The organism is Streptococcus huangxiaojuni, from assembly GCF_040930515.1.
GTDB lineage: Bacteria > Bacillota > Bacilli > Lactobacillales > Streptococcaceae > Streptococcus > Streptococcus huangxiaojuni.
Genome location: NZ_JBFQEG010000013.1, coordinates 19,662 through 42,208, shown reverse-complemented (window position 1 = coordinate 42,208; position 22,547 = coordinate 19,662). Strand labels below are relative to the sequence as shown.

41 protein-coding genes are annotated in these 22,547 nt (G+C 38.1%); 8 read left to right on the top strand and 33 right to left on the bottom strand.

What is annotated here, in order from left to right:
* Positions 1-16: 16 nt before the first annotated feature.
* From AB3329_RS07980 to AB3329_RS07840, 29 genes are all read right to left on the bottom strand, one after another.
* Positions 17-532, bottom strand: coding sequence for a phage major tail protein, TP901-1 family (locus tag AB3329_RS07980; RefSeq protein WP_368395369.1), 516 nt, complete (start codon positions 530-532; stop codon positions 17-19).
* The gene (locus AB3329_RS07975; protein WP_368395368.1) at positions 532-915 is read right to left on the bottom strand and encodes a hypothetical protein; all 384 of its coding nucleotides are present in this window, start codon (positions 913-915) and stop codon (positions 532-534) included. The genes AB3329_RS07980 and AB3329_RS07975 overlap by 1 nt, the downstream gene beginning before the upstream one ends.
* Positions 912-1,265 carry an HK97-gp10 family putative phage morphogenesis protein gene (locus tag AB3329_RS07970; protein WP_368395366.1) on the bottom strand — a complete coding sequence of 118 codons (354 nt, stop codon included), beginning with the start codon at positions 1,263-1,265 and terminating at the stop codon, positions 912-914. Before AB3329_RS07970 ends, AB3329_RS07975 begins: the two co-directional genes overlap by 4 nt.
* The gene (locus tag AB3329_RS07965; RefSeq protein WP_368395364.1) at positions 1,262-1,621 is read right to left on the bottom strand and encodes a hypothetical protein; all 360 of its coding nucleotides are present in this window, start codon (positions 1,619-1,621) and stop codon (positions 1,262-1,264) included. The genes AB3329_RS07970 and AB3329_RS07965 overlap by 4 nt, the downstream gene beginning before the upstream one ends.
* Positions 1,566-1,922, bottom strand: coding sequence for a phage head-tail connector protein (locus AB3329_RS07960; protein WP_368395363.1), 357 nt, complete (start codon positions 1,920-1,922; stop codon positions 1,566-1,568). The genes AB3329_RS07965 and AB3329_RS07960 overlap by 56 nt, the downstream gene beginning before the upstream one ends.
* Positions 1,923-1,926: 4 nt before the next feature.
* Complete coding sequence (locus AB3329_RS07955) at positions 1,927-2,097, bottom strand: hypothetical protein (protein ID WP_368395361.1); 171 nt, start codon at positions 2,095-2,097, stop codon at positions 1,927-1,929.
* Between the two features lie 12 nt (positions 2,098-2,109).
* Positions 2,110-3,009, bottom strand: a complete 900-nt coding sequence (locus AB3329_RS07950) for a phage major capsid protein (RefSeq protein ID WP_368395359.1) — start codon at positions 3,007-3,009, stop codon at positions 2,110-2,112.
* A 16-nt stretch (positions 3,010-3,025) separates the two neighbouring features.
* On the bottom strand, positions 3,026-3,583 hold the full coding sequence (locus AB3329_RS07945; RefSeq protein WP_368395357.1) for a capsid assembly scaffolding protein Gp46 family protein: 558 nt from the start codon (positions 3,581-3,583) through the stop codon (positions 3,026-3,028).
* Between the two features lie 178 nt (positions 3,584-3,761).
* Positions 3,762-4,751, bottom strand: a complete 990-nt coding sequence (locus AB3329_RS07940; RefSeq protein WP_368395356.1) for a minor capsid protein — start codon at positions 4,749-4,751, stop codon at positions 3,762-3,764.
* Positions 4,732-6,192: a phage portal protein gene (locus tag AB3329_RS07935; protein ID WP_368395355.1), complete on the bottom strand. Its 1,461-nt coding sequence runs from the start codon at positions 6,190-6,192 to the stop codon at positions 4,732-4,734. Before AB3329_RS07935 ends, AB3329_RS07940 begins: the two co-directional genes overlap by 20 nt.
* Before the next feature lie 12 nt (positions 6,193-6,204).
* Entirely contained in the window at positions 6,205-7,497 is a 1,293-nt protein-coding gene (locus tag AB3329_RS07930; RefSeq protein ID WP_368395354.1) for a PBSX family phage terminase large subunit, read from the bottom strand.
* A complete protein-coding gene (locus AB3329_RS07925) occupies positions 7,490-7,852 on the bottom strand; it encodes a phBC6A51 family helix-turn-helix protein (RefSeq protein WP_368395353.1) in 363 nt (120 codons plus the stop codon). The genes AB3329_RS07930 and AB3329_RS07925 overlap by 8 nt, the downstream gene beginning before the upstream one ends.
* A gap of 532 nt (positions 7,853-8,384) precedes the next feature.
* Positions 8,385-8,828, bottom strand: coding sequence for a DUF1492 domain-containing protein (locus AB3329_RS07920; protein WP_368395352.1), 444 nt, complete (start codon positions 8,826-8,828; stop codon positions 8,385-8,387).
* A gap of 137 nt (positions 8,829-8,965) precedes the next feature.
* Positions 8,966-9,439 carry a MazG-like family protein gene (locus tag AB3329_RS07915; protein WP_368395350.1) on the bottom strand — a complete coding sequence of 158 codons (474 nt, stop codon included), beginning with the start codon at positions 9,437-9,439 and terminating at the stop codon, positions 8,966-8,968.
* A 2-nt stretch (positions 9,440-9,441) separates the two neighbouring features.
* Positions 9,442-9,654, bottom strand: coding sequence for a hypothetical protein (locus tag AB3329_RS07910; RefSeq protein ID WP_368395349.1), 213 nt, complete (start codon positions 9,652-9,654; stop codon positions 9,442-9,444).
* Complete coding sequence (locus AB3329_RS07905) at positions 9,642-9,911, bottom strand: DUF3310 domain-containing protein (RefSeq protein ID WP_368395348.1); 270 nt, start codon at positions 9,909-9,911, stop codon at positions 9,642-9,644. The genes AB3329_RS07910 and AB3329_RS07905 overlap by 13 nt, the downstream gene beginning before the upstream one ends.
* A gap of 5 nt (positions 9,912-9,916) precedes the next feature.
* Positions 9,917-10,336, bottom strand: a complete 420-nt coding sequence (locus tag AB3329_RS07900) for a RusA family crossover junction endodeoxyribonuclease (protein ID WP_368395347.1) — start codon at positions 10,334-10,336, stop codon at positions 9,917-9,919.
* Positions 10,337-10,375: 39 nt separating this feature from the next.
* Positions 10,376-10,867, bottom strand: a complete 492-nt coding sequence (gene ssb / locus AB3329_RS07895; RefSeq protein ID WP_368395346.1) for a single-stranded DNA-binding protein — start codon at positions 10,865-10,867, stop codon at positions 10,376-10,378.
* A 39-nt stretch (positions 10,868-10,906) separates the two neighbouring features.
* Positions 10,907-11,182, bottom strand: a complete 276-nt coding sequence (locus tag AB3329_RS07890; protein WP_368395345.1) for a hypothetical protein — start codon at positions 11,180-11,182, stop codon at positions 10,907-10,909.
* Between the two features lie 2 nt (positions 11,183-11,184).
* The gene (locus AB3329_RS07885) at positions 11,185-12,210 is read right to left on the bottom strand and encodes a DUF1351 domain-containing protein (protein ID WP_368395393.1); all 1,026 of its coding nucleotides are present in this window, start codon (positions 12,208-12,210) and stop codon (positions 11,185-11,187) included.
* Between the two features lie 47 nt (positions 12,211-12,257).
* A complete protein-coding gene (bet, locus tag AB3329_RS07880) occupies positions 12,258-13,037 on the bottom strand; it encodes a phage recombination protein Bet (protein WP_368395343.1) in 780 nt (259 codons plus the stop codon).
* Positions 13,034-13,213, bottom strand: coding sequence for a hypothetical protein (locus AB3329_RS07875; protein ID WP_368395341.1), 180 nt, complete (start codon positions 13,211-13,213; stop codon positions 13,034-13,036). The genes bet and AB3329_RS07875 overlap by 4 nt, the downstream gene beginning before the upstream one ends.
* Positions 13,214-13,216: 3 nt before the next feature.
* On the bottom strand, positions 13,217-13,345 hold the full coding sequence (locus AB3329_RS07870) for a hypothetical protein (protein WP_368395339.1): 129 nt from the start codon (positions 13,343-13,345) through the stop codon (positions 13,217-13,219).
* A gap of 3 nt (positions 13,346-13,348) precedes the next feature.
* On the bottom strand, positions 13,349-13,726 hold the full coding sequence (locus AB3329_RS07865; RefSeq protein WP_368395338.1) for a DnaD domain-containing protein: 378 nt from the start codon (positions 13,724-13,726) through the stop codon (positions 13,349-13,351).
* 212 nt (positions 13,727-13,938) lie between these two features.
* Positions 13,939-14,304, bottom strand: a complete 366-nt coding sequence (locus tag AB3329_RS07860) for an HTH domain-containing protein (RefSeq protein WP_368395337.1) — start codon at positions 14,302-14,304, stop codon at positions 13,939-13,941.
* Positions 14,305-14,332: 28 nt separating this feature from the next.
* Entirely contained in the window at positions 14,333-15,094 is a 762-nt protein-coding gene (locus AB3329_RS07855; protein ID WP_368395335.1) for a phage antirepressor, read from the bottom strand.
* A gap of 15 nt (positions 15,095-15,109) precedes the next feature.
* Positions 15,110-15,253 (bottom strand): hypothetical protein, encoded by a 144-nt coding sequence (locus AB3329_RS07850; RefSeq protein ID WP_368395334.1) that lies wholly within the window; start codon positions 15,251-15,253, stop codon positions 15,110-15,112.
* Positions 15,250-15,525: a hypothetical protein gene (locus AB3329_RS07845; RefSeq protein WP_368395332.1), complete on the bottom strand. Its 276-nt coding sequence runs from the start codon at positions 15,523-15,525 to the stop codon at positions 15,250-15,252. The genes AB3329_RS07850 and AB3329_RS07845 overlap by 4 nt, the downstream gene beginning before the upstream one ends.
* Before the next feature lie 82 nt (positions 15,526-15,607).
* Positions 15,608-15,733, bottom strand: coding sequence for a hypothetical protein (locus AB3329_RS07840; RefSeq protein ID WP_368395331.1), 126 nt, complete (start codon positions 15,731-15,733; stop codon positions 15,608-15,610).
* 59 nt (positions 15,734-15,792) lie between these two features.
* On the opposite strand from AB3329_RS07840, the gene AB3329_RS07835 reads away from it, so the two are divergent.
* The gene (locus AB3329_RS07835) at positions 15,793-16,578 is read left to right on the top strand and encodes a hypothetical protein (protein WP_368395329.1); all 786 of its coding nucleotides are present in this window, start codon (positions 15,793-15,795) and stop codon (positions 16,576-16,578) included.
* On the opposite strand, the gene AB3329_RS07830 is transcribed toward AB3329_RS07835, so the two are convergent.
* Positions 16,535-16,786 (bottom strand): hypothetical protein, encoded by a 252-nt coding sequence (locus AB3329_RS07830; protein ID WP_368395327.1) that lies wholly within the window; start codon positions 16,784-16,786, stop codon positions 16,535-16,537. The two genes, AB3329_RS07835 and AB3329_RS07830, sit on opposite strands and share 44 nt — an antisense overlap.
* Positions 16,787-16,852: 66 nt before the next feature.
* On the opposite strand from AB3329_RS07830, the gene AB3329_RS07825 reads away from it, so the two are divergent.
* Entirely contained in the window at positions 16,853-17,056 is a 204-nt protein-coding gene (locus tag AB3329_RS07825; protein WP_368395326.1) for a hypothetical protein, read from the top strand.
* Between the two features lie 193 nt (positions 17,057-17,249).
* Here AB3329_RS07825 and AB3329_RS07820 read toward each other — a convergent pair whose 3' ends face one another.
* Both AB3329_RS07820 and AB3329_RS07815 read right to left on the bottom strand, forming a co-directional pair.
* Positions 17,250-17,438 carry a helix-turn-helix transcriptional regulator gene (locus AB3329_RS07820; RefSeq protein WP_368395325.1) on the bottom strand — a complete coding sequence of 63 codons (189 nt, stop codon included), beginning with the start codon at positions 17,436-17,438 and terminating at the stop codon, positions 17,250-17,252.
* A 41-nt stretch (positions 17,439-17,479) separates the two neighbouring features.
* Positions 17,480-17,665: a helix-turn-helix domain-containing protein gene (locus AB3329_RS07815; protein ID WP_116878136.1), complete on the bottom strand. Its 186-nt coding sequence runs from the start codon at positions 17,663-17,665 to the stop codon at positions 17,480-17,482.
* Between the two features lie 147 nt (positions 17,666-17,812).
* On the opposite strand from AB3329_RS07815, the gene AB3329_RS07810 reads away from it, so the two are divergent.
* On the top strand, positions 17,813-18,571 hold the full coding sequence (locus tag AB3329_RS07810) for a DUF4393 domain-containing protein (RefSeq protein ID WP_368395324.1): 759 nt from the start codon (positions 17,813-17,815) through the stop codon (positions 18,569-18,571).
* Between the two features lie 150 nt (positions 18,572-18,721).
* Here the strand turns inward: AB3329_RS07810 and AB3329_RS07805 are convergent, their stop codons facing one another.
* The gene (locus tag AB3329_RS07805; RefSeq protein ID WP_368395323.1) at positions 18,722-18,943 is read right to left on the bottom strand and encodes a hypothetical protein; all 222 of its coding nucleotides are present in this window, start codon (positions 18,941-18,943) and stop codon (positions 18,722-18,724) included.
* A 307-nt stretch (positions 18,944-19,250) separates the two neighbouring features.
* Between AB3329_RS07805 and AB3329_RS07800 the strand changes: the two genes are divergently transcribed.
* The 5 genes from AB3329_RS07800 (at position 19,251) to AB3329_RS07780 (ending at position 22,484) form a co-directional block, all read left to right on the top strand.
* Positions 19,251-20,036 (top strand): XRE family transcriptional regulator, encoded by a 786-nt coding sequence (locus AB3329_RS07800; RefSeq protein ID WP_368395322.1) that lies wholly within the window; start codon positions 19,251-19,253, stop codon positions 20,034-20,036.
* Between the two features lie 81 nt (positions 20,037-20,117).
* A complete protein-coding gene (locus tag AB3329_RS07795; RefSeq protein ID WP_368395320.1) occupies positions 20,118-20,618 on the top strand; it encodes a hypothetical protein in 501 nt (166 codons plus the stop codon).
* Positions 20,619-20,657: 39 nt separating this feature from the next.
* Complete coding sequence (locus tag AB3329_RS07790; RefSeq protein WP_368395318.1) at positions 20,658-21,272, top strand: hypothetical protein; 615 nt, start codon at positions 20,658-20,660, stop codon at positions 21,270-21,272.
* Between the two features lie 48 nt (positions 21,273-21,320).
* The gene (locus AB3329_RS07785) at positions 21,321-21,599 is read left to right on the top strand and encodes a hypothetical protein (protein ID WP_368395317.1); all 279 of its coding nucleotides are present in this window, start codon (positions 21,321-21,323) and stop codon (positions 21,597-21,599) included.
* A 216-nt stretch (positions 21,600-21,815) separates the two neighbouring features.
* Positions 21,816-22,484 carry an NYN domain-containing protein gene (locus AB3329_RS07780; RefSeq protein WP_368395315.1) on the top strand — a complete coding sequence of 223 codons (669 nt, stop codon included), beginning with the start codon at positions 21,816-21,818 and terminating at the stop codon, positions 22,482-22,484.
* Positions 22,485-22,547 lie beyond the last annotated feature (63 nt).

Here is a 22,547-nt window from a genome sequence, read left to right as displayed (position 1 = left end):
TCTTGTGCCCTAAAAATTATTCACCAGTTTTAGCCATCTTAGCATACTCATATTGAACTGCAGCAACAGCTTGTTTTTGTTCATCGGTCAAAACATCAGTGCCTTCGGCACCGTTGCCGTTTATAGCAAATTCAAACGATAATTCTACTTTGTCATCAGCTGGCGCTGAAAGTTCGAATGAACTGAAATAACCTTGATAGTATTCCGCATCGTATTGATCGCCAGTCGCACTGGCCGTATCAATCTGCCATACCTCAACTAAAGCTTTTTGCTTAAAATATTTTCGAAGCTCACGCCATGTTTCAATCGTTTCCGTATCATCAATATAAGCTAGAGATGTAATGGAAATTGTGTTTTCTCCATCGGAAATAGTATTAATATTCCCATCTTTGGTAATCGTTCCTTCGGTCTCATTTTCCAGTGAAATAGAGTGTTCGGTTTGAAAGCGCAATTTCGATGCGTCTTCTGTCGCTCTATTATCATATTTCCGGAAAAACAAAATTAAATTTTTGCCAGAAATAACTTCTGCCATTATTCTTCCTCCTTTGTGAATGTATAAGTTAGGTCAATAACACAGTGCAGCAACGGCTGCACATCGCTATTATCTACAATAAGATTTTCGGTATATCCAGTTAAGTCAAGATGATACCCATACCCCTTACGAAGTTTCAGTGCTTCATTGTGTATTTTCGATACAAGTTCATCTAACTGACTGCGTTGCGTCCTTTTGGCATACACGTGTATAGTCTGCCTAGCCGATCCATAGAAATCAAGAACAGGGGTAAGGGTGTTTGATGAAGAGCCTAAAAAAATGAATGGGTATTTTGTTTGAGCGTCAGGTAAATAATCAAACACACTGGCAAGTCCTGAAAGAACCAAAAATAAGCTCCTAAAAATAGCGTTATTTGGTGTCATTTAAAAGCTCCTTTCATTGCTTTCAGTAAGTCACTTTTGTACTCCTCCACTGCTTCTTCTAGAGCCGGTTTCATGAACGGCTGATCCGACATATATCTAGTCCCATACTCAACAAAACCTGAATAGCCAGCTTCAGACCGGACTTCACCCGTTTTTTGTGCAGGGTAAGATGTCTTAATATGAGCTTTCATAAATCCTGTGTCAACAGGTGCTTTTTCTTTAGCGTTTGCTTTTGTCTTTTCTGTCGCATTTTTTACAACATTGTGTACGGATTTGTCAGTCATTGTTTGAGCAGTAGCAAGCTTGGTTAAAGCTTCAGACATGCCCCGCCAAGTCACAGAAGCACTCATACAATTCCTCCTGTCCATTTGAGACGAACAGACTTTTTAGGGGTATCAATCGTTTCTACTGGCACATACTCTTCGCCCGCATAAATAGCTTTTTGAAAGGGGGCCTGTCTGTTATTAAACCTGCAAATCATAACTTTATCAGTTCTGTTACCGTATTCCTCAAAGTTTTTTGCTTGATTGATAAAATTAACAAGACAAGGCACAGTTTTTTTCAAGCCTATTACCTCATCATAGTCACCTGTTTTAGGGTTGTACACAGCTTCTTGATAACTCTCTAACAAAGTTATGCGATGTGGAGTTTTAATAAAGCACCACCACCTTTCCTGCTTTTCGCCCTGAGCTGTCTTCACCTCCAAAATCTCGATCTAAGATGGGTTTGTACGGCTCAAAAAAATCGGCCCAGCCTGTGTAAGTCACAGAGTAGCCGTCAACTGTTTCTTTTTCAACCGCTTCACTGCCTTTTCGCTGATACATTTTATAAACAACATTATCAATGATATATGCATATTTATCAGCAACACTTTCGGCACCGGTCAAACCTTTGAAATGCGCCTCGGCGTCATCAATCAAATCAGTAATTAGCAGGTCTTCTGTTTTGTCGTCTGGCTCTATACCTAAACGACGTTTAATTTTCTCCAATCGTCTAGTATCAGCCATTTATTTAACCTTCTTTCTTTTTATGTTTGTCTTCAGTGATAAACCCTTTTGACACTAAAAAGTCAATGCGTTCCTGTGTAGGATTGAATCCCTTGCGTGGGTAAACTGCTTTTATTTTGTAGAGATGGAGTTCATCTTCACCATCTCTAAAAGCCTTAGCTACTTTAAAACTCATAAGAGCCTCCAACTAGACGATAGGAGCACCGTCAGCGGACAGCTTAGCAAATGCAGTGTCTTTTGTCACCATCACAGCAATATCCATAGTCGCACGCAAAGCAATCATTTCTTGTTCGAAGAGATTGACAGGTGTGCCATCTTCATTCGTCACTGTCGAAATCTGACCTTCCTCTGAAATTTTGTAGCTGATATTGTATGGCACACCGTAAATAAGATGGTCAAAGTCGCCAGCAAACAGAGTACCTTTAGGCAGCTTAGCTGATTTGATATCCACAACCTGAATTCCATCAACAGTATTTGCTGAGCGGTCGTAAATAGAAATTTTATTTCCATCACGCGCTTCGCGTAATGCTGAACGATTTTGAACTTTAGAGATAATACCATTAGCTTCCACATCTGCATCGTAAAGCTTATCTTGAAGCGCTAATACATTATCAAAGTTAACAGCCCCAGTAATAACATTAGATGTGGCATTAACTGCTTTTTCAACTGAATTAGCAAATGGATTGTTTACTCCTAAAATCCCTGCTTCATCAATCTTAGTTCGGAATGCTTCAACAATTTGCGGTTTCATATCTTCGAAAAATTGTGCCCAAGTGTACTGCAGAGCTTCACGAGAAGCAAGTAAAATAACACCCAGTTTGTGTGCACGCAGCTTAACAGGCACAACTTCAGGCTTGTTAGTACGGATTTTCTCAGTTTCATTTACCCAATAAGCAGAAATCCCATCTGTTTGAATAGATGTAGTAACTTCCTGCTTACCACTCATTTCAACGTATTTACCTAGCTGCATGACTGCTGATGTTTCAGCAACTTCTTTTAAAATTAAGTTAGTATAAGGCGTGATTAGTGTCCCATCTTTTTGCTGAGAAACTAAAACATGCTCTGGATTAAATGTTTGTACAGTCATTGTTTAAACTCCTTTTTTAATGTTTATTTCTGATATTAGCCTTGCGGAAAATATCACCTCTATTTTCAGTAGGCGCAGATGCAGAGTTACTTGTTTTTGGTGGCTCAGTCTGTGCAAACTGGCTTTTAACGTCTGATATAATAGCTTCTAAATCATCAATAGCCTGCAATGTTTCATCTGCAGTTTCCTTTACAACAAAACCTAAGATTTTTTCATTTACCGGCAGTGAGCGTGTCCCTAAAGTTTTAATAGCTTCATCGGTCAGCTCTTTATGCGTCTTATCTTTTTCTAGGCTTTCAATTTTTGCTAGTAGCTCTTGTTTCTCACGCTCAGCTTCTTTTTTGCGGTACTCTTCAAGCTCTTTACCACTCAATTCTGCTTCCGCTTTATACTTTTCCAAAGCTTCAGCAATCCGCTTATCAGTCTCGCTATTTACGCTTTCCAATTCCTTCTGATACTGCTTTTCCACCTTCGCAATTCTGCGCTGCATTTCTGCTACAGTAACCTGTTTTTCCTGAGTGCTAGCTCCTTCAGTTTGGGTTTCTGCATCAATAGTGATGTTCTCTTCTGCCATTTTTAGGCTCCTTTCTTTACGCTTTTTACGGGCAACCTCCCCGAACTCATGCAAGGTTTTATGCCACTAGCACGGTTTGGGCAAAATAAAAAACCTTGATTTCAAGGCATATTTTTTTAATTTGCGGATACAAAAAAGCACTTAGATTTCTCTAGGTGCTTGATTAATTTAGATCGTTTCAAGTTTTAGCTTCTGGAAAATCGTTAGAGTCCCAAACACCATTGACTGCCTCACGGTCTAATGAGCTTCCGCCTGATTTGTAATCCATTTTGATATGACCGTAAGCGCTGCATACACAGTTTGGGTGCATGGGGTACATATTAACACCAGGACTAACATCTTCAATAGGGATTGCTTTTGCGTCTAAGGGTGCGCAAATTCTACATGCTCCGGACTCAGCGACGTAAATCATATGAGTAAATCCATTATCTTTTAGCATCTTGAGTTCTGTATCCGCCCGGATACGTGACATCTCTGTCTTTAACAATCTCTGCGCATTAGATAGACTAACATTGTAACGTTGCGATAAGTACGCTCGTTCTTTCTTGTAACCTGCCATGTCAGTATATATCCTGTTTAGAGACCCGAATAAATCACGTTGTAAATTACTATATACACCTTGAGGCCCCCAAACACGCTCTGAGAATTTTGCCCCATAAAAATCTGCATTAAGAATTGCTTTAATGTTATTCGGTACGCTAGTTTTAGATATACCAAGCACTCCTGCTTGTCGTTTAAATTCTCTGATGAGAGTATCTTGCCTAGCCTTGTCAAACAAACTATTTGCATCTGCAGTTAAGCTCCTAGCCTCCAAATCAATTTCAGCTTTTAGCAATTCTAATCTGCTGGTTTTAAGTTTTAAGTTATATAAGCGCAAAAAGCTATTAGTATCTTTGCTAAAATCTTTTGTTCTAACAGCTTCACGCGCTCTATCATTGAATTTAGTGACATCCATTTCGCTAGCAAGTTTGCGGGCTTCAGCTACGCTTAAACCGTTATTGCTCGCATACTTAAAATAAAAATTGTCTATCTGTTGCTGCACCCGCTTACGTGACTCTTCATACAGCGATTTCAAAACCTCATCTTGCTCTAAGTTTCGCTTGGCTATCTCAGATTGATATTTTCGCTCTGCGTTATAACGCTTATTATCAATTGTCTTCACCATCATCGCCACCAATTAAACTATTTACTTCTAAATCACTTGCACCGTTTTCCTTTGCTATTCTTTTGACTTCTTCGGTGTAATCTGTAAAAGTTGCATTATCTAGTAAGGTCTGCTGCGAGATGTACCCGCCCGCCTCGATAACCGCCTTAATTTCAGCCCAAACATCTTGAGGAATGTTAGCGTGAAAAGTAAATATTAGGTCTTGCGCATTCAGCCTTGGCTGATTAACCTGTTTGCGTAAGTTATCTATTAGTTCATATCGACGGCGTAAAGCGCGAGTAAAGAAAGATACTTTGAATGCTCTGTTCTGCTCCAACCCTATCATTTTGTACATTAATGCAATGCCTGATGATGTCGTGTTAAAACTATCATCTGTCAAATTCGGCACTTTAGCTAATTTGTAAATATCATTCAGCAAGCGCTCTTTATAAGCCTCAGTTCCTGTTACATCGTATTGCTTATAAATATAATCCGCTGAAACGTCTGTCTGCTTACCATCAATTTCACCGGATTGAAGAAGTAGAATATTGGCATCTTCCATCTTGACAATCGCTTCACCATTTAATCCTGCGCCTTCTAAATCTCCTCTTAAAACAAGTGTCGCGTCATTAAGGTCACTCATATAGTTAGCTGTATCAGACTGTGCCGCATCATATGCGTCTATTAATGGCAAAACTGCTTCAAAATCTCCTTGACGGAAACGATTGTTCCACCACTCTACAACTGGCACGTCTTTATATAGATGTGGTACCCTTTTTTCTTCAACCAGCCTAATTGAATTGTTAGAAAACGGCTTGTAAGTTATGCAATCATCTTTTGTATACACAGACATTCTGATTTTCCCATCAATGACTGGTAGATGCACTGCTGCAATAATATTACGCTCAACAGTGTCATCGCGTATGACAAAAATTTCAAGAGGACTAATAATTACCGCTCTATCAATATTTGAACTATCTCTAAACAATAGTTCGAAGGCTCGGCCAAATCGGCTGGCATCATAGCCTAATTCATAATTGAGTGTAACAATGTCATTTTCCCAGTCTATCACTTCAATCTCATCTGTTGTATCAGTTTGATTTTTGATGCTGATAGATACAGGCTGACTAATCGCATATGAAGTTACAAAATCTGAAATGTAACCCGCCAAATTGTGCCGTACTCGATAATCAGACTTACGTTCATCTACCCTGCGGGCCCCCGATAAGATGGTTTCGTTGTTACCTCGCGAATACGCGTCTAAAGTCTCTAAGCGCGGTTTTTGATATGTCAAAAAAACCTCAATCATATCACGCAAACTTTTACGCCCTTTATTACTCTTTAATAGTTCGTCTATATCATGATAAACAAAATGTTGATTTGCTTTGTCATCAAATATCAAATTATCCCTTCTTGCTGAAGCCGGCGTATCAAATCCTTGTTCAAACTCATTAACTTTTAACATTTTTACTCCCATTTAAAAAAGACCTTTAACATTTGCCAAGGTCTTGTCTATATCTATTTTCTTGTTTTGGATATGGTACTTTTCAAGCGCATATCTTATCGCGTCTATGATGTGGTTGTTTGCATCTACCGGTTCATTTAGCCACTCCCCATCTTCATTTCGCTTGTACACATAAGTATCAAATTCTTCAATAGTCTTTGTACAAGATGGGTGTATAATTATTTTAAATTGTTTCATAAAATCAATACCAGCATTAATACTTCCCCGTCCTTTAATAGAAGCAGTTATGCCTCTAACGCCTTTAGCTCTTAGTTCTGATATCAAGCGTTGTTCAGCGCTATCGGCTGAAATATAAGACTTAAGCATATTTTCACGTTCAACCATATCAAAAATATCTTGCGTAGTCATAGCATGCTCATAGTGTTCGGCGTAAATCCATAATTCTTTATTTTCTAAATCCACAGCTAGTCTTGGAAAAGTTGTTGGGTCATTGGTAAATCCAAAATCTAACCCCGCCGTTGTCTCACCAACACGTTTTATTGTTTCTGTAATATTAAAGTCACGCACTTCATAGTTATCAAAAACCAATCCTTCAGCAACACCCCAGTCACCATTAGCGACAATCGCAGCACGCCTAGGATTAGTCCGCCATAAATCTTCGTAACGCTCGATATCCTGTTCGTCCAGCCACTCATTAGTTTTATAGGTGGTTGTTAACGCAAAAACATCTTTCTTACGTGTTTCTTTGTCAAAAAATGCCGATTTTAGCCAATGTCTTTCCGACCAAGGGTTAAATGTGATGGTGACTTGTTTGTAAAACGTTGGATCATCTACACTGCCGCGTATAGACTCAATCAGTGTTTCAAACTTTTCTTGCGTTTCAATCTGATACGCTTCTTCTACCCAAAGCCAAGAAAGAATACCTACATCAACAGTGATTGAAGTTATTTTCAGTGGATCATCAAGTCCTCTGAAAAGTATCTTTTGTCCTGTTGCTTTAACAGTGATTTCTGGTAGACTTTCGTTAAATTGAAACAAATCACTAACGCCTAACTGATTAGTAGCCCACTTTAAATCTGTGTAAGTTGACTGTTTATTTGTATTTGAGTACCTGCGTACCACCAGCAAATTAGCCCATTTGAATTTTAAGATATCATGGATATGACAAAGTGCTGCTGTCTTTGATTTTTTTGAGGCACGTCCGCCTTTAACCACCCTATAAAAATTACGACAATGAAAAAAGCGGTTATAGCCGCTCCCTAAAACTTTAGTCATCGAAACACGTTTAACAAGTTGTTCAGTCATTTTCGGGTACGTCCTCTATAAATGCAATAGCACCAGAAAGCTCAGCTTTAAGATTGATATTTTGTTCTCCAATCGTAAAATTAAGCCTATCCAATAAATCCTTTGTCGCGCTAAAACGCACCATCTCAGACCTAGCTGCTAATGCCAGCTTAAACTGATTTTTTAGAAGCGGTGAAATCATTGTTGTCTGCGCATAGTTCATACTTTTTTCTCTGAGTGCCTCGACAAACTCAGGCTTCTTTTTCCAGGATACAAGCGTTTGAGGTGTCACTTTAACTTCAGCTGCTACTTCATAGTCTTTGAGCTTTCCTTCAAACAGCAAATCAATAGCCTTTCGCTGTTTGTTCGTTATCATTATCACCGCCTCCTTTATTAAAGAATATTAAGCTTAAATCAAACCTTATTTCTATTTTTATTCAGTAAAAAAGCCGCATTAAGCGACTTCATCTAGCATATTCTGAAAGCACGCGCAAAACAAGAGCTATTAGAGATCCCCCCCGAAGGGCGTCAGGCCTTCGGGGGGTTATGCTTTCCGCCCTATTTACTATTGCTATTTTTTAGCAAAAATAGTAAAATGAGAACAAGGATTAGTTGTTCCACGGAATCACCTCCTTTCACTCAGCTAAACCACGCTTGCGTGGTATGCTGTAAGTAAAGGAGTGATTGCTGGAACGTCACAAATCAATGTGGCGGAAAGCGTAAGAATTTTTACTTACGCTTTTTTGTTTTTAAGTTTAGAAAAAATGCGCGTGATATAAAAGAGGGGAGGACTAAGTGCTCCCCTTTTGTTTTTCCTGATAATACTATAATACCTCATTACTCAGTATTTTTGAGTATCATTTAGTATCAAATCAGTATCAATTAGTATCATTTAGTATCAATTAGTATCATTTAGTATCAAAAATGGACTTTTTGAGCAGGTTATCTAAGCTTTTTGTCGCTTTTCGCTTCAGCATGAAATACTTATTGCGGTTGTTTATTTCCAGCTTATCCATAGCTTCTTCATAGCTGTTACAAGAGACATAAGTTGTTAGCAGCACATGCCTATAAACCATGTCTGGCATTTGCATAATAATTTTGATTATTTCTTCTTTTCGATTAACTAGTTTTTTTAGTTCTGCTGAGTTATAATCTGATAGGTCGATAATCGCAATATTTTTGTCTTCTTGCGTCTTTTTAACGCCGCCTAGTACTTTCATATCAGACCACTGCGGAGAAGTTAAGACGGCGCTTCTGGTGGCTTCTAGGTCTTGCTTTAGTACAGTGATCATTTTAGGTATCAGTCTCAGCTCATTAAGCATTTTCTCCGCCGGTGTTAATTCCTTAGCCATACTCCCTCCGAAATTATGATATAATAATCTTAGAGATATTTAGAGGAGTCGGCTAATAGCCGGCTTTTTATTTTACTTTTTAGAAAGTACTATTAACTAAATAAGCAATAAGAAAGTTATTTTAATCATATCTGTCATTATAAATCCTCCGTCTTGATAAATACACCATCAACCATCTCGCCTGTCCGAGCGACTATGACACTGTAAGCAGCGCCTAAGCAACTGTTTAGATTAAGTCTGTTATTTGTTGCAACAATATAGAGTCTATCTAAAATTTTTTGAATGCGCCTATCAAAATCTTTAAACATGCCACCTAGACGCCCAAGCTCCTCTGCTAACCCCATCATAGCTGCTGTGTCATCGATTGGTCTGTAATCAACTTTAAGAGGTAAGCTTGACCCGTTTTGCATTGCGAAAACAATCAAAGTCACAAACAGATCTCCGATACTGTCCTCAATGACTTCAGGTTGCTTTTTGTTCAATCCAGAGCAGAGTTCCCCGAATTCTTCCATGATTTTTAAATATTGCTTCCGGCGGATTGTTCTATCATCTAGCCCTTTGTCAACTGCCCACTGTTTAACCAATCCAATATATTTTGTGTTTAAATGCATTTTTATTTTCCTTCCTTAATTTCGTTTTCTATGTCATCCGCTGTTTGCCTCAATAGCTCCACTAGTTTTTCCGGGGTAATAACTCCTCTTAAAATCATAAACGCCATCTGATACAGTTTATTTTGATGGTCTCCCATTAAATCCAGTTGTATGGTTCTAGTGATTTTAAAAAACTTTTTAAGCTCTTGTTTTGTATATGGTTTTATTGCTTCCATTTCGCCTCTCCTTCTAATTTCTCAATCAGCCAGTCCAAATTTTGGCGGGCTTTTTTTAGGTCTTCAACTCCATTTTTCGAGTGATACCGCAGCATATACTTGATTGCATTTCCCCAATAAAAGCCTTCTTCAAATTCTGGAGAAGCTCCAAAATTCTTGATGACGTCTACTGCCTCTAAACCATAGCGGCCTTGATAGTGTTTTGGCCTGTGGATAATGTCATTTGGTTTTTCTGAGCCTAGATTTCCTGTGTACATAAAAATTATATTTTCCTTTCAATTTTCAATTCAATTCGCGGTTTAATGCTATAAAATTTCGATGCATAAAGCTCTGCGATTTGCCCGTCATCTTGGTATAGTATCCCGTTTGCACTATCAAAGAGAGCTTTAATATAATTATCTAAATCCGGTTTTTTCCCTACCGGGATAGTCTCATCCATAAGTGCCTGCTGGTTTTTCTTTGGTTTTGAGATGTATTGAGGGGGCTTGATATAAAATTTCACCCCCGCCTTCAGCGCTCCCTCAAGGACATGTTGGCCCATGTAGAGATTTGCAATGAGCAGCCTACATTGATTACGCCAGATCTTCATATCCTTATCTTCATAGGTTGTGGTAAAATTCCCACGCCTAGCAAACCTTGGCCGTGATTGTGGCTTCGGTTCGATATTCAAGATTAATTTCATTCAAGCGCCCCCTTAAAAATAGATTTTCATCAGCACCTCCTAGAACGGCAAATCATCATCAGAAATATTTAAGGGGGATGAATTTCCGAAAGACTCCTGATCATTGTCTTGTGGTGAACCATTGGCAAACTCATTCTGGGGTGAACCTCCTGGATAGAAATAGCCGCCCTGTGAGCTGTTCTGAGCATTATTTGGTTGCCCTTGCTGATTGCTACGGCTTTCCAATATTTGAAAGTTATCAGCAACAACTTCCGTCACATAAACACGCTGACCCTGCTGATTTTCATAATTACGGGTCTGAATACGGCCTGTAATTCCAAGCAAAGTCCCCTTTTTAGCCCAATTAGCTAAATTTTCTGCGGCCTGCCGCCAAATAACAATGTTAATGAAATCAGCTTCACGTTCTCCGGCCTGATTTTTAAAATTGCGATTGACTGCCAAAGTAAAAGTTGCTACAGCCTGATTGCTTGGAGTATAGCGCAATTCTGCATCGCGCACCATGCGGCCAACTAACGTTGTACTATTAATCATGTTCTGCCTCTTTCTTTTGATTTTATCATTCCTTATCTCCTAAAATGGTAATAGCTCAACACAAATCCAATCATTAGTAACTTTCCGGACCTTGTCAACATAGGCATCAAGTAAATCATTTTTTGAATGATAGTTAGTTCTATTTCTAACATCGTCATTCCAGCCAATAAAATCAAAGTTTTTAGCTTCAGACTGCTTAGGCATGTGAAAGAGTGCTATACACTCGTCCTTGTTTTGATGTATAGCTACTGTTATTCCGTGATTGAGCGGGTCCAGCTCATCAAATATTTGTCTTACTTGTTTACTCTTACTCATAACTACCACCCACATTGTTCATTTAGTTCAGTCTGAGTTAATGGCTCTATACGCTGATAACCGCTGACCTTGTAATTTTTCTTATGCTCAAAGCCTGCTTGTTCAAGAGTGGCTTTAAAAAGGTCTTTTTGGGCTGTATCTGTAAAATACACTTCTAGGGTCATTTTTTGCGTGTATCGTTTTTGCCCTCTCTCGTCCTCTGTAAGCTCGTTTTCGTTATTTTGGATTTCCCCACCTTCCAGAATTTCGCCCGTTTCTGGGTTAATTTGGGGCGTTTCTGACGATTTCTGAGCCTGTTCTTGTTCCTTGGTTTGCTTGGCTGCTAAAAGTCGTTCTCGTGCTTCCTCAACTTTTCGCATTTTTTGCTTTTCTTTTTCGAAGAGATAGTCAGACTTAATCTGCTCCAGCACCTCAACAAGTGTCAAATCTTTCAGCATACGTATATAAGGCTGGTCCGTCATGCCATACTCTGCACATTGTCCTGAAATGGCTGCTTTTGCCTTTTCGTGCTCTTGTTGCTTTTGGTATTCGAAAGTTACTAGATCTTCAAGAGATTTCATAGTGACTTTCTTGAGGGTTACGCCGTCCGCCATGAAATCAGATGCTTTGATATATTCAAGAGCCTTTTCATCAAAGAGCCTAGGGTCTAGCATATATTCAGATGCTTTATTAGCCAGGTAACTTTTAACTGTGTCCAGTTTAAGAGCTTTCTGATGTTCCTCAAATTCTTTTACGTCTTTTGCGATTTTAAAAATGATGGCATTCATTGGCTCACTAGTATCTTTGATGTACTTATCAAACTCATCAGCAGACTGTGATAGCTCACGCTTAATCTTGATACGCTCATCAGAAATCTGTTTCTTGAGTTTGCGTAGATCAGCAAGCACCTTTTTATCTTCTTTGATGGTTGAGGCCGTGACCGTATAATTTTCGTACTTGACTACAACCTCATTAATACCTTGCTCAAACTTCTCGCGGTCAATAATTTCAACTTGAGCCTGTGTTACTTTAGCTTGTAATTCCTGCATATTATTCTCGCTTTCTTTTTGTTTCTTTCGCAAAGCTTAGCTTACTTTTAGTACTCTAGTTCTTTATCAAACAACTCTCCCTGTTCCTCGACATAGTCAGGGACTTCATCAGCTGGTTGACTAGGGCTAGTGTCTGCTTGCCCAGTTTGTTTCTGAGCTTGCTCTTGTTTCATCTGTTCGATCTGTGCCATCTTACGTGCTATGACTTCTTCACGGCTCTCTTGCGGTGTTACATCACGGATACGGTCAAAAGTTTCACCGCCATCATCTTCTGTGTACATGTTGCCCAAGTCTTCGGGGAAAGCCTCACGGAGTGCATTTACTAGAGCTGTTTTCCTAATCATTGTAGCTGGCATGGCGTTCCATGTGCTCTGTTTCTTATCATATTCTTCACGGCTGACAAAAATTTCCACTGGAACCTTAAAATTTTTACGATAAACTCTAGCCCAGCCCCCAACTAATGTGTCTCCAGGCAACAAGAGAGCTCCCTTGCGTTCGTGCATTACACCTTCATCATCAACCGCTACTACACCCGCCTCAAATCCCTCATAATTTGGACTTTGTGCTGCACGTCTGAGAAAAGCCTCTTTTGAAACAATCAGGCTGAACTCTGTGCCTCCTGATTTCTTCTTGTAGGCTACAATGTAGACCTCATTGGCTAGAGGGTTCAGGTTCCGACCTTTGATGAGAGATAAGGCTTGTCCTACTTGTTTATCAGATAATAAATTTTGCGGGTCAAAAAATCGCTTAATGTCCTGTGGTGTCCAAACGCTAGTATCAACAGCGATATCACGTTTAGCCTGTGTAGTTAATTGATTGTTAGTCATTTTATTTTTCCTTTCGTTTTCTTTAAGTTCCAGTTCTCACGCTTAAGGCGTTTATTTTCTTGCTGCAGGCTCACTACTTTATTCATTAGCTCCTCATTTGCTTCTGCAAAATCATAGACTAACCTTAAATAACGTTCCCGCCAGTAAGCATTGTCGTCATACCGTTCTCTTTCCATAGGCTAATCTCCTACATAGATCCATTGCCCGCCTCGAAACACCCATTCCTCAGGGTCATGTTCTTCTGTCATCTCATCAGGCCGCAAGTAATCACGGTCATAGTCAAAAGTACCAAATAGTCCTCTATCCATGATTTAACCTCTGTCCTTTAATTCTTCAAGTCGTTGGATTTCAGCATCTGGTTCATCTATCCACATTTTTGCAGCATAGATTAACATTTGAATAAACTCGTTAGAGACCTCAACAGTTTTAGTGCTCTGAATTTTCTCAGCTTCTGCTGCTTTCAGCTGTTGCACTGTTGTGATGCCCCTTGATTTCATCCTTATCAAAATCCCAGCGATATAGTTTGTAAAGTATTTTCCATTTCTAATAGCAATCCTGAGAGCTTCATTGATGAGTTCGATAGTGTAGCCATCTTCGGTTACCCATTTCTGGATATCCTCTATCTCAAAAGGTGACAGCATTCTGCCATAGTTGCTCTCAAAATTATCTATAAGCTCTTTTAAGTCCATGACTGCTCCTATTATCTATATATAATAACTATATAAATATAATATACGCGCGCGCGTTATTTATTCTTCACCACCACCACTTTATTACACTGTTAGTTATTATTATTAAGTTAGTACTTGTTATATAGTTAGTATTTATTAGAGGGCAATTTTTAACATGGCAATTTTTAACATGGCAATTTTTAACATGGCAAAATTTTCCAAGTGTAAAATCATTCCTCTAAAATACCTGTGGATAACTCTTCAATTAACTTATTTTTCAAAGAAATTTTGTAACTATCTGTCATGGGAGTGTCAGAAAAGAACCTTTTAAACTCTGTTCCATTACCTCTACCGTGACTAATTCTTACTGAAAATAAATAGCCACTTCTCTCAAGTATTCTGAAATGTCTATCTACTGTGCGCCTGCTGATGTTCAAGCGTTTTGCAATTTCCTCAGGATACACAACCCAATCAGGCTTGTTAGTCAAGATTACTGCTAAAATACCGATTGTGGCAGGTTCGAGCCTATCGTCTTGAGTAAACGCATTATTCAAAGATGTGTAATTTTTATGGGTGTTCCTGATTATATACTGCATACCTCATGTACTTGCTCCTTTCAGATACTCAATTTGGAAGATATTCCTGATTGAGAAATTTGTTGATGAAATACTGCTGACCTTTGCCAGTTACTAGTGGTGTCTTACTTACCGTGATATGGCCGTCAGAGTGGGTGATGCTTGTTTCCTTGACCCTAATTAGTCCAAGCTCTACGCTCTTTTGAGTAGGCATGTTCCAATCGCGGCCGTTACGCTTGATAAGATAACCGTGAGACCTTAACCAACTGAACAAGCGTGTAGCTCCAATTTCTACCCCGTTTTGCTTGAGTAGCTTAGCCAGCTCCCCAACCAAGATAGATGACTGACTAGCACTCACAGCATCAGCAAACAGCACCTTAGGACGATCGGCCTCAATCTGTGCTTCTAACAACTTTTTAGCCTCACGTTCTTCCTTGAGCCGTTGCAAGGTCGCAATGGCAAAGTCAGGGTTATCTAGCAGCTCATCAGTTGCAAACATTCCATTTCTTCGGATAGTTGGTAAAACCTCTGATGTGACCCACCGTTTAAACTCTTTGGCTTGTGGTAGCTTGCTAGATAGAATAAGAGAGTAAAGGCCGCTTTCGTTGATGATAGTTGTATCTTGCTTTCTTCCTAGCTCGTCTGTGACGCCCCATTTTAGGGCGTCGTCTGAGTCAACGTGAGTAGCTATAGCATTTCTTGCTTTTGCATACCCAAGCACATCAGCTACATCTTTACCGACAAAATAAGGTTCATTGTCAATGGTTACGGTTCGGACTTCCTGACCGTGAAAATTAAAGATTTCATTCATATCTTCTTCCGCCTCCTAATCAATAAAGACTTCTCTTCTAGTCACCGGGTCAACCTCTACATAGCGGCCTGTATCAAAGTCAATAAAGCCTTTGGGATATTCTTTTTTAGGCCGTGAAACTTCTTTCTTGCTGCTAAAAATCCAATTAAAAATTGTCATGTTATACTCCTCTTCATTTTCTTGATTTTTTCCATTTCTTTCTTCCAAGCAGGTGTACCTCTATACTTCAAATAAGCATCAAAACCTTTGATAGTTACCAAAGCACCACCATCACGTAAGACATCACTTTGGCTTGGAAGCTTATTCATTTCTCTGCGCCTGTCACTTGCTTGACGTTCTGTGCATCCAAAGATACGAGATAGTTCTTCATCATTAGCAGCGATTTTTTCGATAATCACATCATGGATCCTTACAACTTCCATTGTTTGCATGACTTGCTCCTTTCGTGTTATAATTTAACTAAATGATTTTGTTGAGCGGGTGATTTTATCACTCGCTTTTTTTTGCTGTTTCTCAAAGTACTGTTTTTCCTAAGTCGGGGTCTTTCTCTTCTGACCCTTGGATAATCGCCGATTTTTTCGGTATGACCTTAAAAGTCAAGTTCTTGATTAGTTCTTTTTCTTCTTCTGTCAACTTCATTTTGGTTCCTTTCTGGATTTGATATAATTTAATAAACTAATTAATTAAGAGGTAAAAAAATGTCTCGATATACTGACCATGAACAAGCTTCTAATGTGCTAAAAGAAATTGAAAGAAGACCTGATAAATATCTCATCATTCACTATTCTTGCGAAAGTTTTTATAATCTCAATGGTAAAAGTCCAAGAATTGCATCTATCTCTGTCCGAAAATACAACGATGGTCAAACTATTAATTTTTCAATGCATCAATATCTTGAAAAAAGACAACACTCAACAACTGACGAAAGTTCTCAGACAATAGAAAAAGAATTACTTGAAGACTTCTTCTCTTACGTCAGTAAAAATGGTGATAAATTCTGGATCCACTGGAATATGAGAGACACAGTATTTGGCTTTCACGCACTTGAACATCGCTTCAAAGTTCTTGGAGGAGATCCGACAGTTATAGATGATGATAAAAAAATAGATTTAGCTCATCTACTAAAGCTGTATTTCGGCGGAGGCTATATCTCTAATCCACATATCGAAAAATTAGCATTAAAGAATGGCCTCAAACCTTATCGTTTTTTAACTGGTGAGAAAGAAGCTGAAGCTTTTAATAATCAAGAGTATAACGAACTTAGCATGTCCACTTCTAGTAAAACAAATCTTTTTTCAACATTTGTAACCATGTTGATAGATGGTACTTTAAAGACGGACATCCCAAAATGGAAAATTCGAGGCGTGAAACTATCGGGCTTACTAGCAACATTTCAAGAAACAACATATGGTAAACTAATATTTTGGATACTCAACCTCGTTATCGGTGGAATAATTGGTGCAATAATCGCAAAATACGTCTAATAGAAGACTTTTGATAAAGTAGTTCAAGTTTCTTTTGAGCGTACTCTACTTCTGCTTTTGCATCTGCTTCTGAAATAAAAACCGGATGATCAAACCAGTCGCTTTCTAGATAAAGACTTTTGCCCTCTATCGCTAAACAATTTGCTATCCATTGGAAATGCTCTATGCGCTTTTTTTGTTCAGCGATAAGTTTTTTTCTTTCTTCCATACCGCTCCTTTCTAAGTTTTTTTATTTGCTATAATTAACTTATCCTGTTAGAAAGGAGGATAAGTTATGAGTGAGTTCGAAAATTTCAAACAGGCTAGTTACAAACTAATCGCTGAGTTCATTGAGGAGAACCCGGCTGATGTTGCAACTACTGCTGTTATTGATGCCATTGAAAAATTGCTAGCTGCTAAAGATTTGCAAATAGATAGACTTGCTACCGAAAAAGCAGCCAAAACACTCAATGACATTGCGAACAAAGCCTCTGAATAACTTCCCTTAACGCTTGTTCATCTTTTAATTGCTGTTTTTGATTATTGTCAACAAAATCTGAATAAGCATTTCCCCAAGCCTCGACTGTTTCAGCGGTTGAGGCTTTAACTTTTCCGCTGTACGGGTAATGTTTTGGTCTCATTCAGTCTCCTTTCAAGCTCCTTCTTTGGTTTAACTCGTTAAACTATTTCTTTTAAAAAAAATCACTTAAAGCGATATTCAATACAACTGCTAATCGTTGTAATGTACGCAGTTTAACAGTCGTCTCTTTGCCGTTTTCTAAAAGAGAGATTGTTGTTCTTGAGACTTGCGACCTCTCGGCAAGTTCTTCTTGTGACAGGCCGCTCTTCTCTCGAGCCTCTTTTAATTTAATTTTCTGCACACTCCCACCCCCTTTCTAAATTCAAAACAATACAACTAAAACTATCTAAATTCATCTAGACTGACATCTAATGCATCAGCAATCTTTACCATGTTATCAAAATAGACACGCTTAGAGCGTCCTGCTTTCAAGTCAATCAACACATTCTGATTAATTCCTGCCTTTTTGCTGACTGCATACATTGTAGTCTTTTTTTCTTGCAATATTTTATTAATTTTCTCCCACATTTCACACTCCTTGGTTTTCGAATAAACACTATATGTTGTGTTCATTTGTTTTTACAGACACAACATATTGACAAAACAATATAATTAAGCTATTATATATTTATGGTTTACAAATTAGAAATAAAATAAAAATGATTGGAGAAGTTCATGAATGATTTGGTCCCTACAATATTAACCTCTTTCGCTACAACTATGGCTACTAAAGGGGCCGAAGGTCCGGCGCAAACTTTTAATAATTTGTGGAAGTATGTCTTTGGGCCTGTTGATACTTTTTTTGTAAATCGTATTGAAAAGCGAAATCAAAACAATACTGCTTATGCTAAATCTATAACAGATAAAGTATCTACAATTCCCAAAGAAGATTTGCAAGAACCACAGATTAGTATATTGGGTCCTGGACTAGAGGCATCTAAATTTTATATAGACGAAGCAATCTTACGTGAAATGTTTTCAAAACTTTTAGCGTCTTCTTTTGATAGACAGCAGAATGATTTTGTTCATCACTCTTTCATTGAAATCATTAAACAACTCAGCCCTATAGATGCCGAAAATTTTAAAATTATATCTGAGTATGAAACTTCATTTCCAATAGTAAATTATTCTATCCGTTTTGAAAATGGAAAGGTTGCGCCTTACAAGGAGTTTATTTTCCTTGGCAATCCTAATGGATTGAATGTAGACTCTCAAGGTGCTTCCATCGTAAATTTACAGCGTTTAGGACTAATTACAGTAGACTTTTCAAAATCACTGTCGGATAAGACTCACTATGCCTTCCTGGAAAATAATAACCTAGTTGATGAACTAAAAGAACAATTAGAGCCATCTAGCGGTAAAACCTTAAAAATAGAACAAGGAATTATAGAAATAACTCCTTTTGGGACTAATTTTCGTCGAGTCTGCCTATAATTTCATCCGTAAACTTTTTTAGATTTGATTCTTCCATATCGAAATATTGTGAATAAATCTTCTCAATATTATTGATATGCCATTTCATTAGAATAAATGAAACACTAAATGATACCAAAACACTAATAATGATTTCCATTCTTTCTCCTCTTAAAACACCAAGCTCCAAAACCAAACCAACAAGGCTGCTGTTCCAGCCACCACTAACAAACCAGGTAATAACCCGCCTTTTAAGCTAAAGCTTACTTCTTTAGACCCGTCAGCCGCCTTATGGCTATAGTTGATGTTACCAAATAACAACTTCTTTAACTTCATAATCGCTCCTTTCTTGTGGCTTTGCAGGAAGTCAGCAAATATGCTATACTTAAACATATCCCCCTCTTAAGGGGAGGGGGCTGCTAACCCCCCTACTCAATCAAGTTACCACTTGATTAAGTATTTGATTTTAAGCTTAAACCAGAGAACCTTTATTTCAAGTTCGAGCTCTCTGTGTTTAGGCTTTTTTGTTTTAGCCATCTGCTGACCTCCTTTTCATTGATTTGTAAGGTCTAACTCAACCTTACGTATATAGTTTAACACGTTAAACATATATTGTCAAGCAGATTAAACAAAAAATTTACATTTTTTTATTTTTATTGTATAATAAATTAAACAATAAAAGTAGAAAGCGAGGTAACATATGCTTTTAGGTGATTTTATAAAACAATACAGAAACGAGCATAGCTTATCTATGGATAAATTTGCGACGCTTTCTGGGTTAACAAAAGGTTATATTTCAATGCTAGAAAAAAACGAGCATCCGAAATCCAAAAAGCCTATCATACCAACTTTTGATACTATAGAAAAAGTTGCTAAAGGAATGAATATATCAGTGGACGAATTGGTAAAAAATTTGGATGACGACCAAAATATACAAATCAACGTTAAGCCAGAACACTGGCTTACATCAGAATACTCCGACATCCAATCAATATACAACGAGCTTCACCCACCGCGACAAGAAAGAGTGCTGAATTACGCTAATAAAGAGCTTAAAGAACAGAAAGCTGAAAGTGTAGTTGAAGAACCCGTTGAATTGTATGAGGTGCTAACCACTACTAAGTTAGCGGCTGGCTTAGGTTATGCATTTAATGATTACGATACCGAAACGGTATACGTTGATAACAAGCCGCCAAAACATGATTTGGCATCGTTTGTCTATGGAGACAGTATGGAGCCGAAATACCACAGCGGGGACATCGTTTATTTGATTGATAAGGGCTTATCTAGTTATTCCGGGGAGGTCTGTGCAGTGACTGTAGGTGATAAGACCTATCTTAAGAAAGTATATACGGAAAAAGGACAGCTAAGATTAGTGTCCATCAATCCGAAATATAAAGATATCATTATTGATTTTCCGCCCGCTGGAGATACGCACATACGCATCTTTAGTGTGGTTGGAACAGACTCAACAGTAGAGATTTAATTTTTGGTATACGTAGGTTCAGCCTATCTATATATTACGTGCAACCGGAACCACGTTAAAAGCTGAGGAAGGAAATATAAAATGAAAAAGATTAGTCTTTGGGGTGTTACTCTTTTGTCTGCAGCAGTGCTTGTCGCTTGCTCAACAGATACGAACTCAAGCACCGCTTCATCAGGTCAAGAGCAAAGCGCTTCCGCTCAATCTCAAAAAACTTATGCCGTAGGTGATACGATTAAGTTTGACGATGAAGCAGAAATCACCATCACATCAGCAGAATACACCGAAGAACGCAATGAGTTCGCGGACGAAGAGCCAGAAAAGGTTCTCACCGTCAAATTTAATGTTAACAATCTGTCAGACGAAGACTATATAATAGGCAATGAAATAGAGTTGTACGTTGGAAGCAATAAGATGGACACTTATCCGCTTGACATGACCCTTGAAACCATCTCACCCGGCCGGTCATACGAAAACGCCACAATTTCATTCGGCGTTAATGGTACCGGGGATAAAGAATTGGAAATCTCACCTAGTTTAAGCTTTACATCATCAAAAGAGATTGTGAAGCTTGATTTAGATTAATCGGATAAGACAAACTGTGGAGTTTTGAGGAGATAAAAAGTGCAAAATCTATTCACCGTTTTAATTTTAGCTAGCGGTTTTGGTGCGTGGTATTTTATCAAAAAACAGCCGAACAAAAAATATCGCAATTACTCAATTGGCTTATTGATTATATCGTTTGTCGCTTTTGGATTAATATCAGATCGCAATAAAGCGCAGCAAGAAACAGCTGTTGAAACCATAGTGCAACAAACGACGGTTGCCAAAACAACAGAAGTTACTCAAACAACAGAGGCGACAACAGAAGCTACTACGACAGAATCAAACGAGAAAAAATATACAGAAGAGGCAAATGCAGAGTTTGCAAATTATTTAGCTCAAAATTTTAGTGAGCAACTAGCAGATACAAATATATCAGGACATGTAGAATATGCTGAAGATCTCTTGATTTATATTTATGTTCCACAAGATTTCAAATATGCCAGCAATGCTATGATACAAAAAACAGCAGATAATGTATTGTCAGTTAAAAATAATCTGTTTAGCCGATGGGCGCAAGAAAACGGGTATAAAGAAAGTGATAATCCTATTTTATATCTTAGATCCGAAGATGGTACTGACTTAGCAGAAGAAAGCGTTTGGAACGGTACAATGAAGCGTAAAATCGATAACTAATAAAAGATGTAATGCTGTGACCCAAAAAATAGTTTAGAGGGTGAAATAATGTTTAATAAAACAAAACAAACAAAAGTTCAAAAATACATAGAAAGTCGTGGAATAACAGAGCTACCAGAAAAAAGCTATGTGCAGGTTGAACGTATTATCAACGACTTAGCTGGGAATGGGCTTTTTAAGGCTGGCATGGCTCTTAGCTTTGCAAAAGCTGAAGAACAGGCAAAAGTAACCTATTTATCAGCGATAGTAGAGCAAAACTGGATTTTGATAAGACAAAACGAAGAAATATTAAACGAACTTAAGAGGGTCAACAAAATAAGGGAATAGAGGTTAGCCGAAATCATGAAAGATTGGGTAGACGAATTGAAGTAATTTTTATTGACTAAAAAATGGTATTTTTTTACTCTTTTGGGTTGACTTTTGCTAAACTATGGTTTAGTATATAGGTATATCACAAGTGAACACAACTCCTGAGAGTAGACGGCCCATCATAAGGGAAGCGCCTAAATCAGGAGTTTTTTTGTATTTTGTTAGGAGAAAAAAATGAAAATAGCGATATTGATTGATGGAGGCTATTACAGGAAGAGATCGGCGAAAGTATTTGGCCATTCGAACGCTAAAGAGGCCGCCGATAATTTATATAGTTATTGCAATAGACATTCAAAAGATAAAGTATTCGGAAAAGAAGTACGACATGATGTCTATAGAATTTTCTACTACGATTGTCCACCTATAGAGAAACAGGTTTTCCATCCAGGGACGCAAAAAACGGTTGACTTCGGAAAAAGTGATACTAAATCGTGGACGGAAGATTTTTTTAAAGAATTAAGCCATAAAAGAAAAGTCGCTTTACGTTTAGGAGAGTTAAGTGAAGGATCTGTCCATTACAACTTAAAAGAAAAAGTCACAAAGAAATTAATGAATAAGACTATTACAATTGATGATATCCAAGAGAGCGATTTTACTTTAAATTTACAACAAAAAGGCGTCGATATGCGCATCGGTTTAGATATTGCTTCTTTGGCTTATAAAAAACAAGTTGATAAAATAGTTCTCATTGCTGGAGATAGCGATTTTGTTCCAGCTGCAAAATTAGCGCGACGAGAAGGATTGGATTTTGTTTTAGACGCTTTAGGCGGGAGTATAAAAGACAGTCTAAGTTTACATATTGACGGATTAAGAACGTGCGATAGCGCTTATTATATTAAGTAAACAAAAAAAGCCCCACACTCCCTGCCGGCAAGCTTGAGTGTAGGACTTCATTCCGTATAGTAA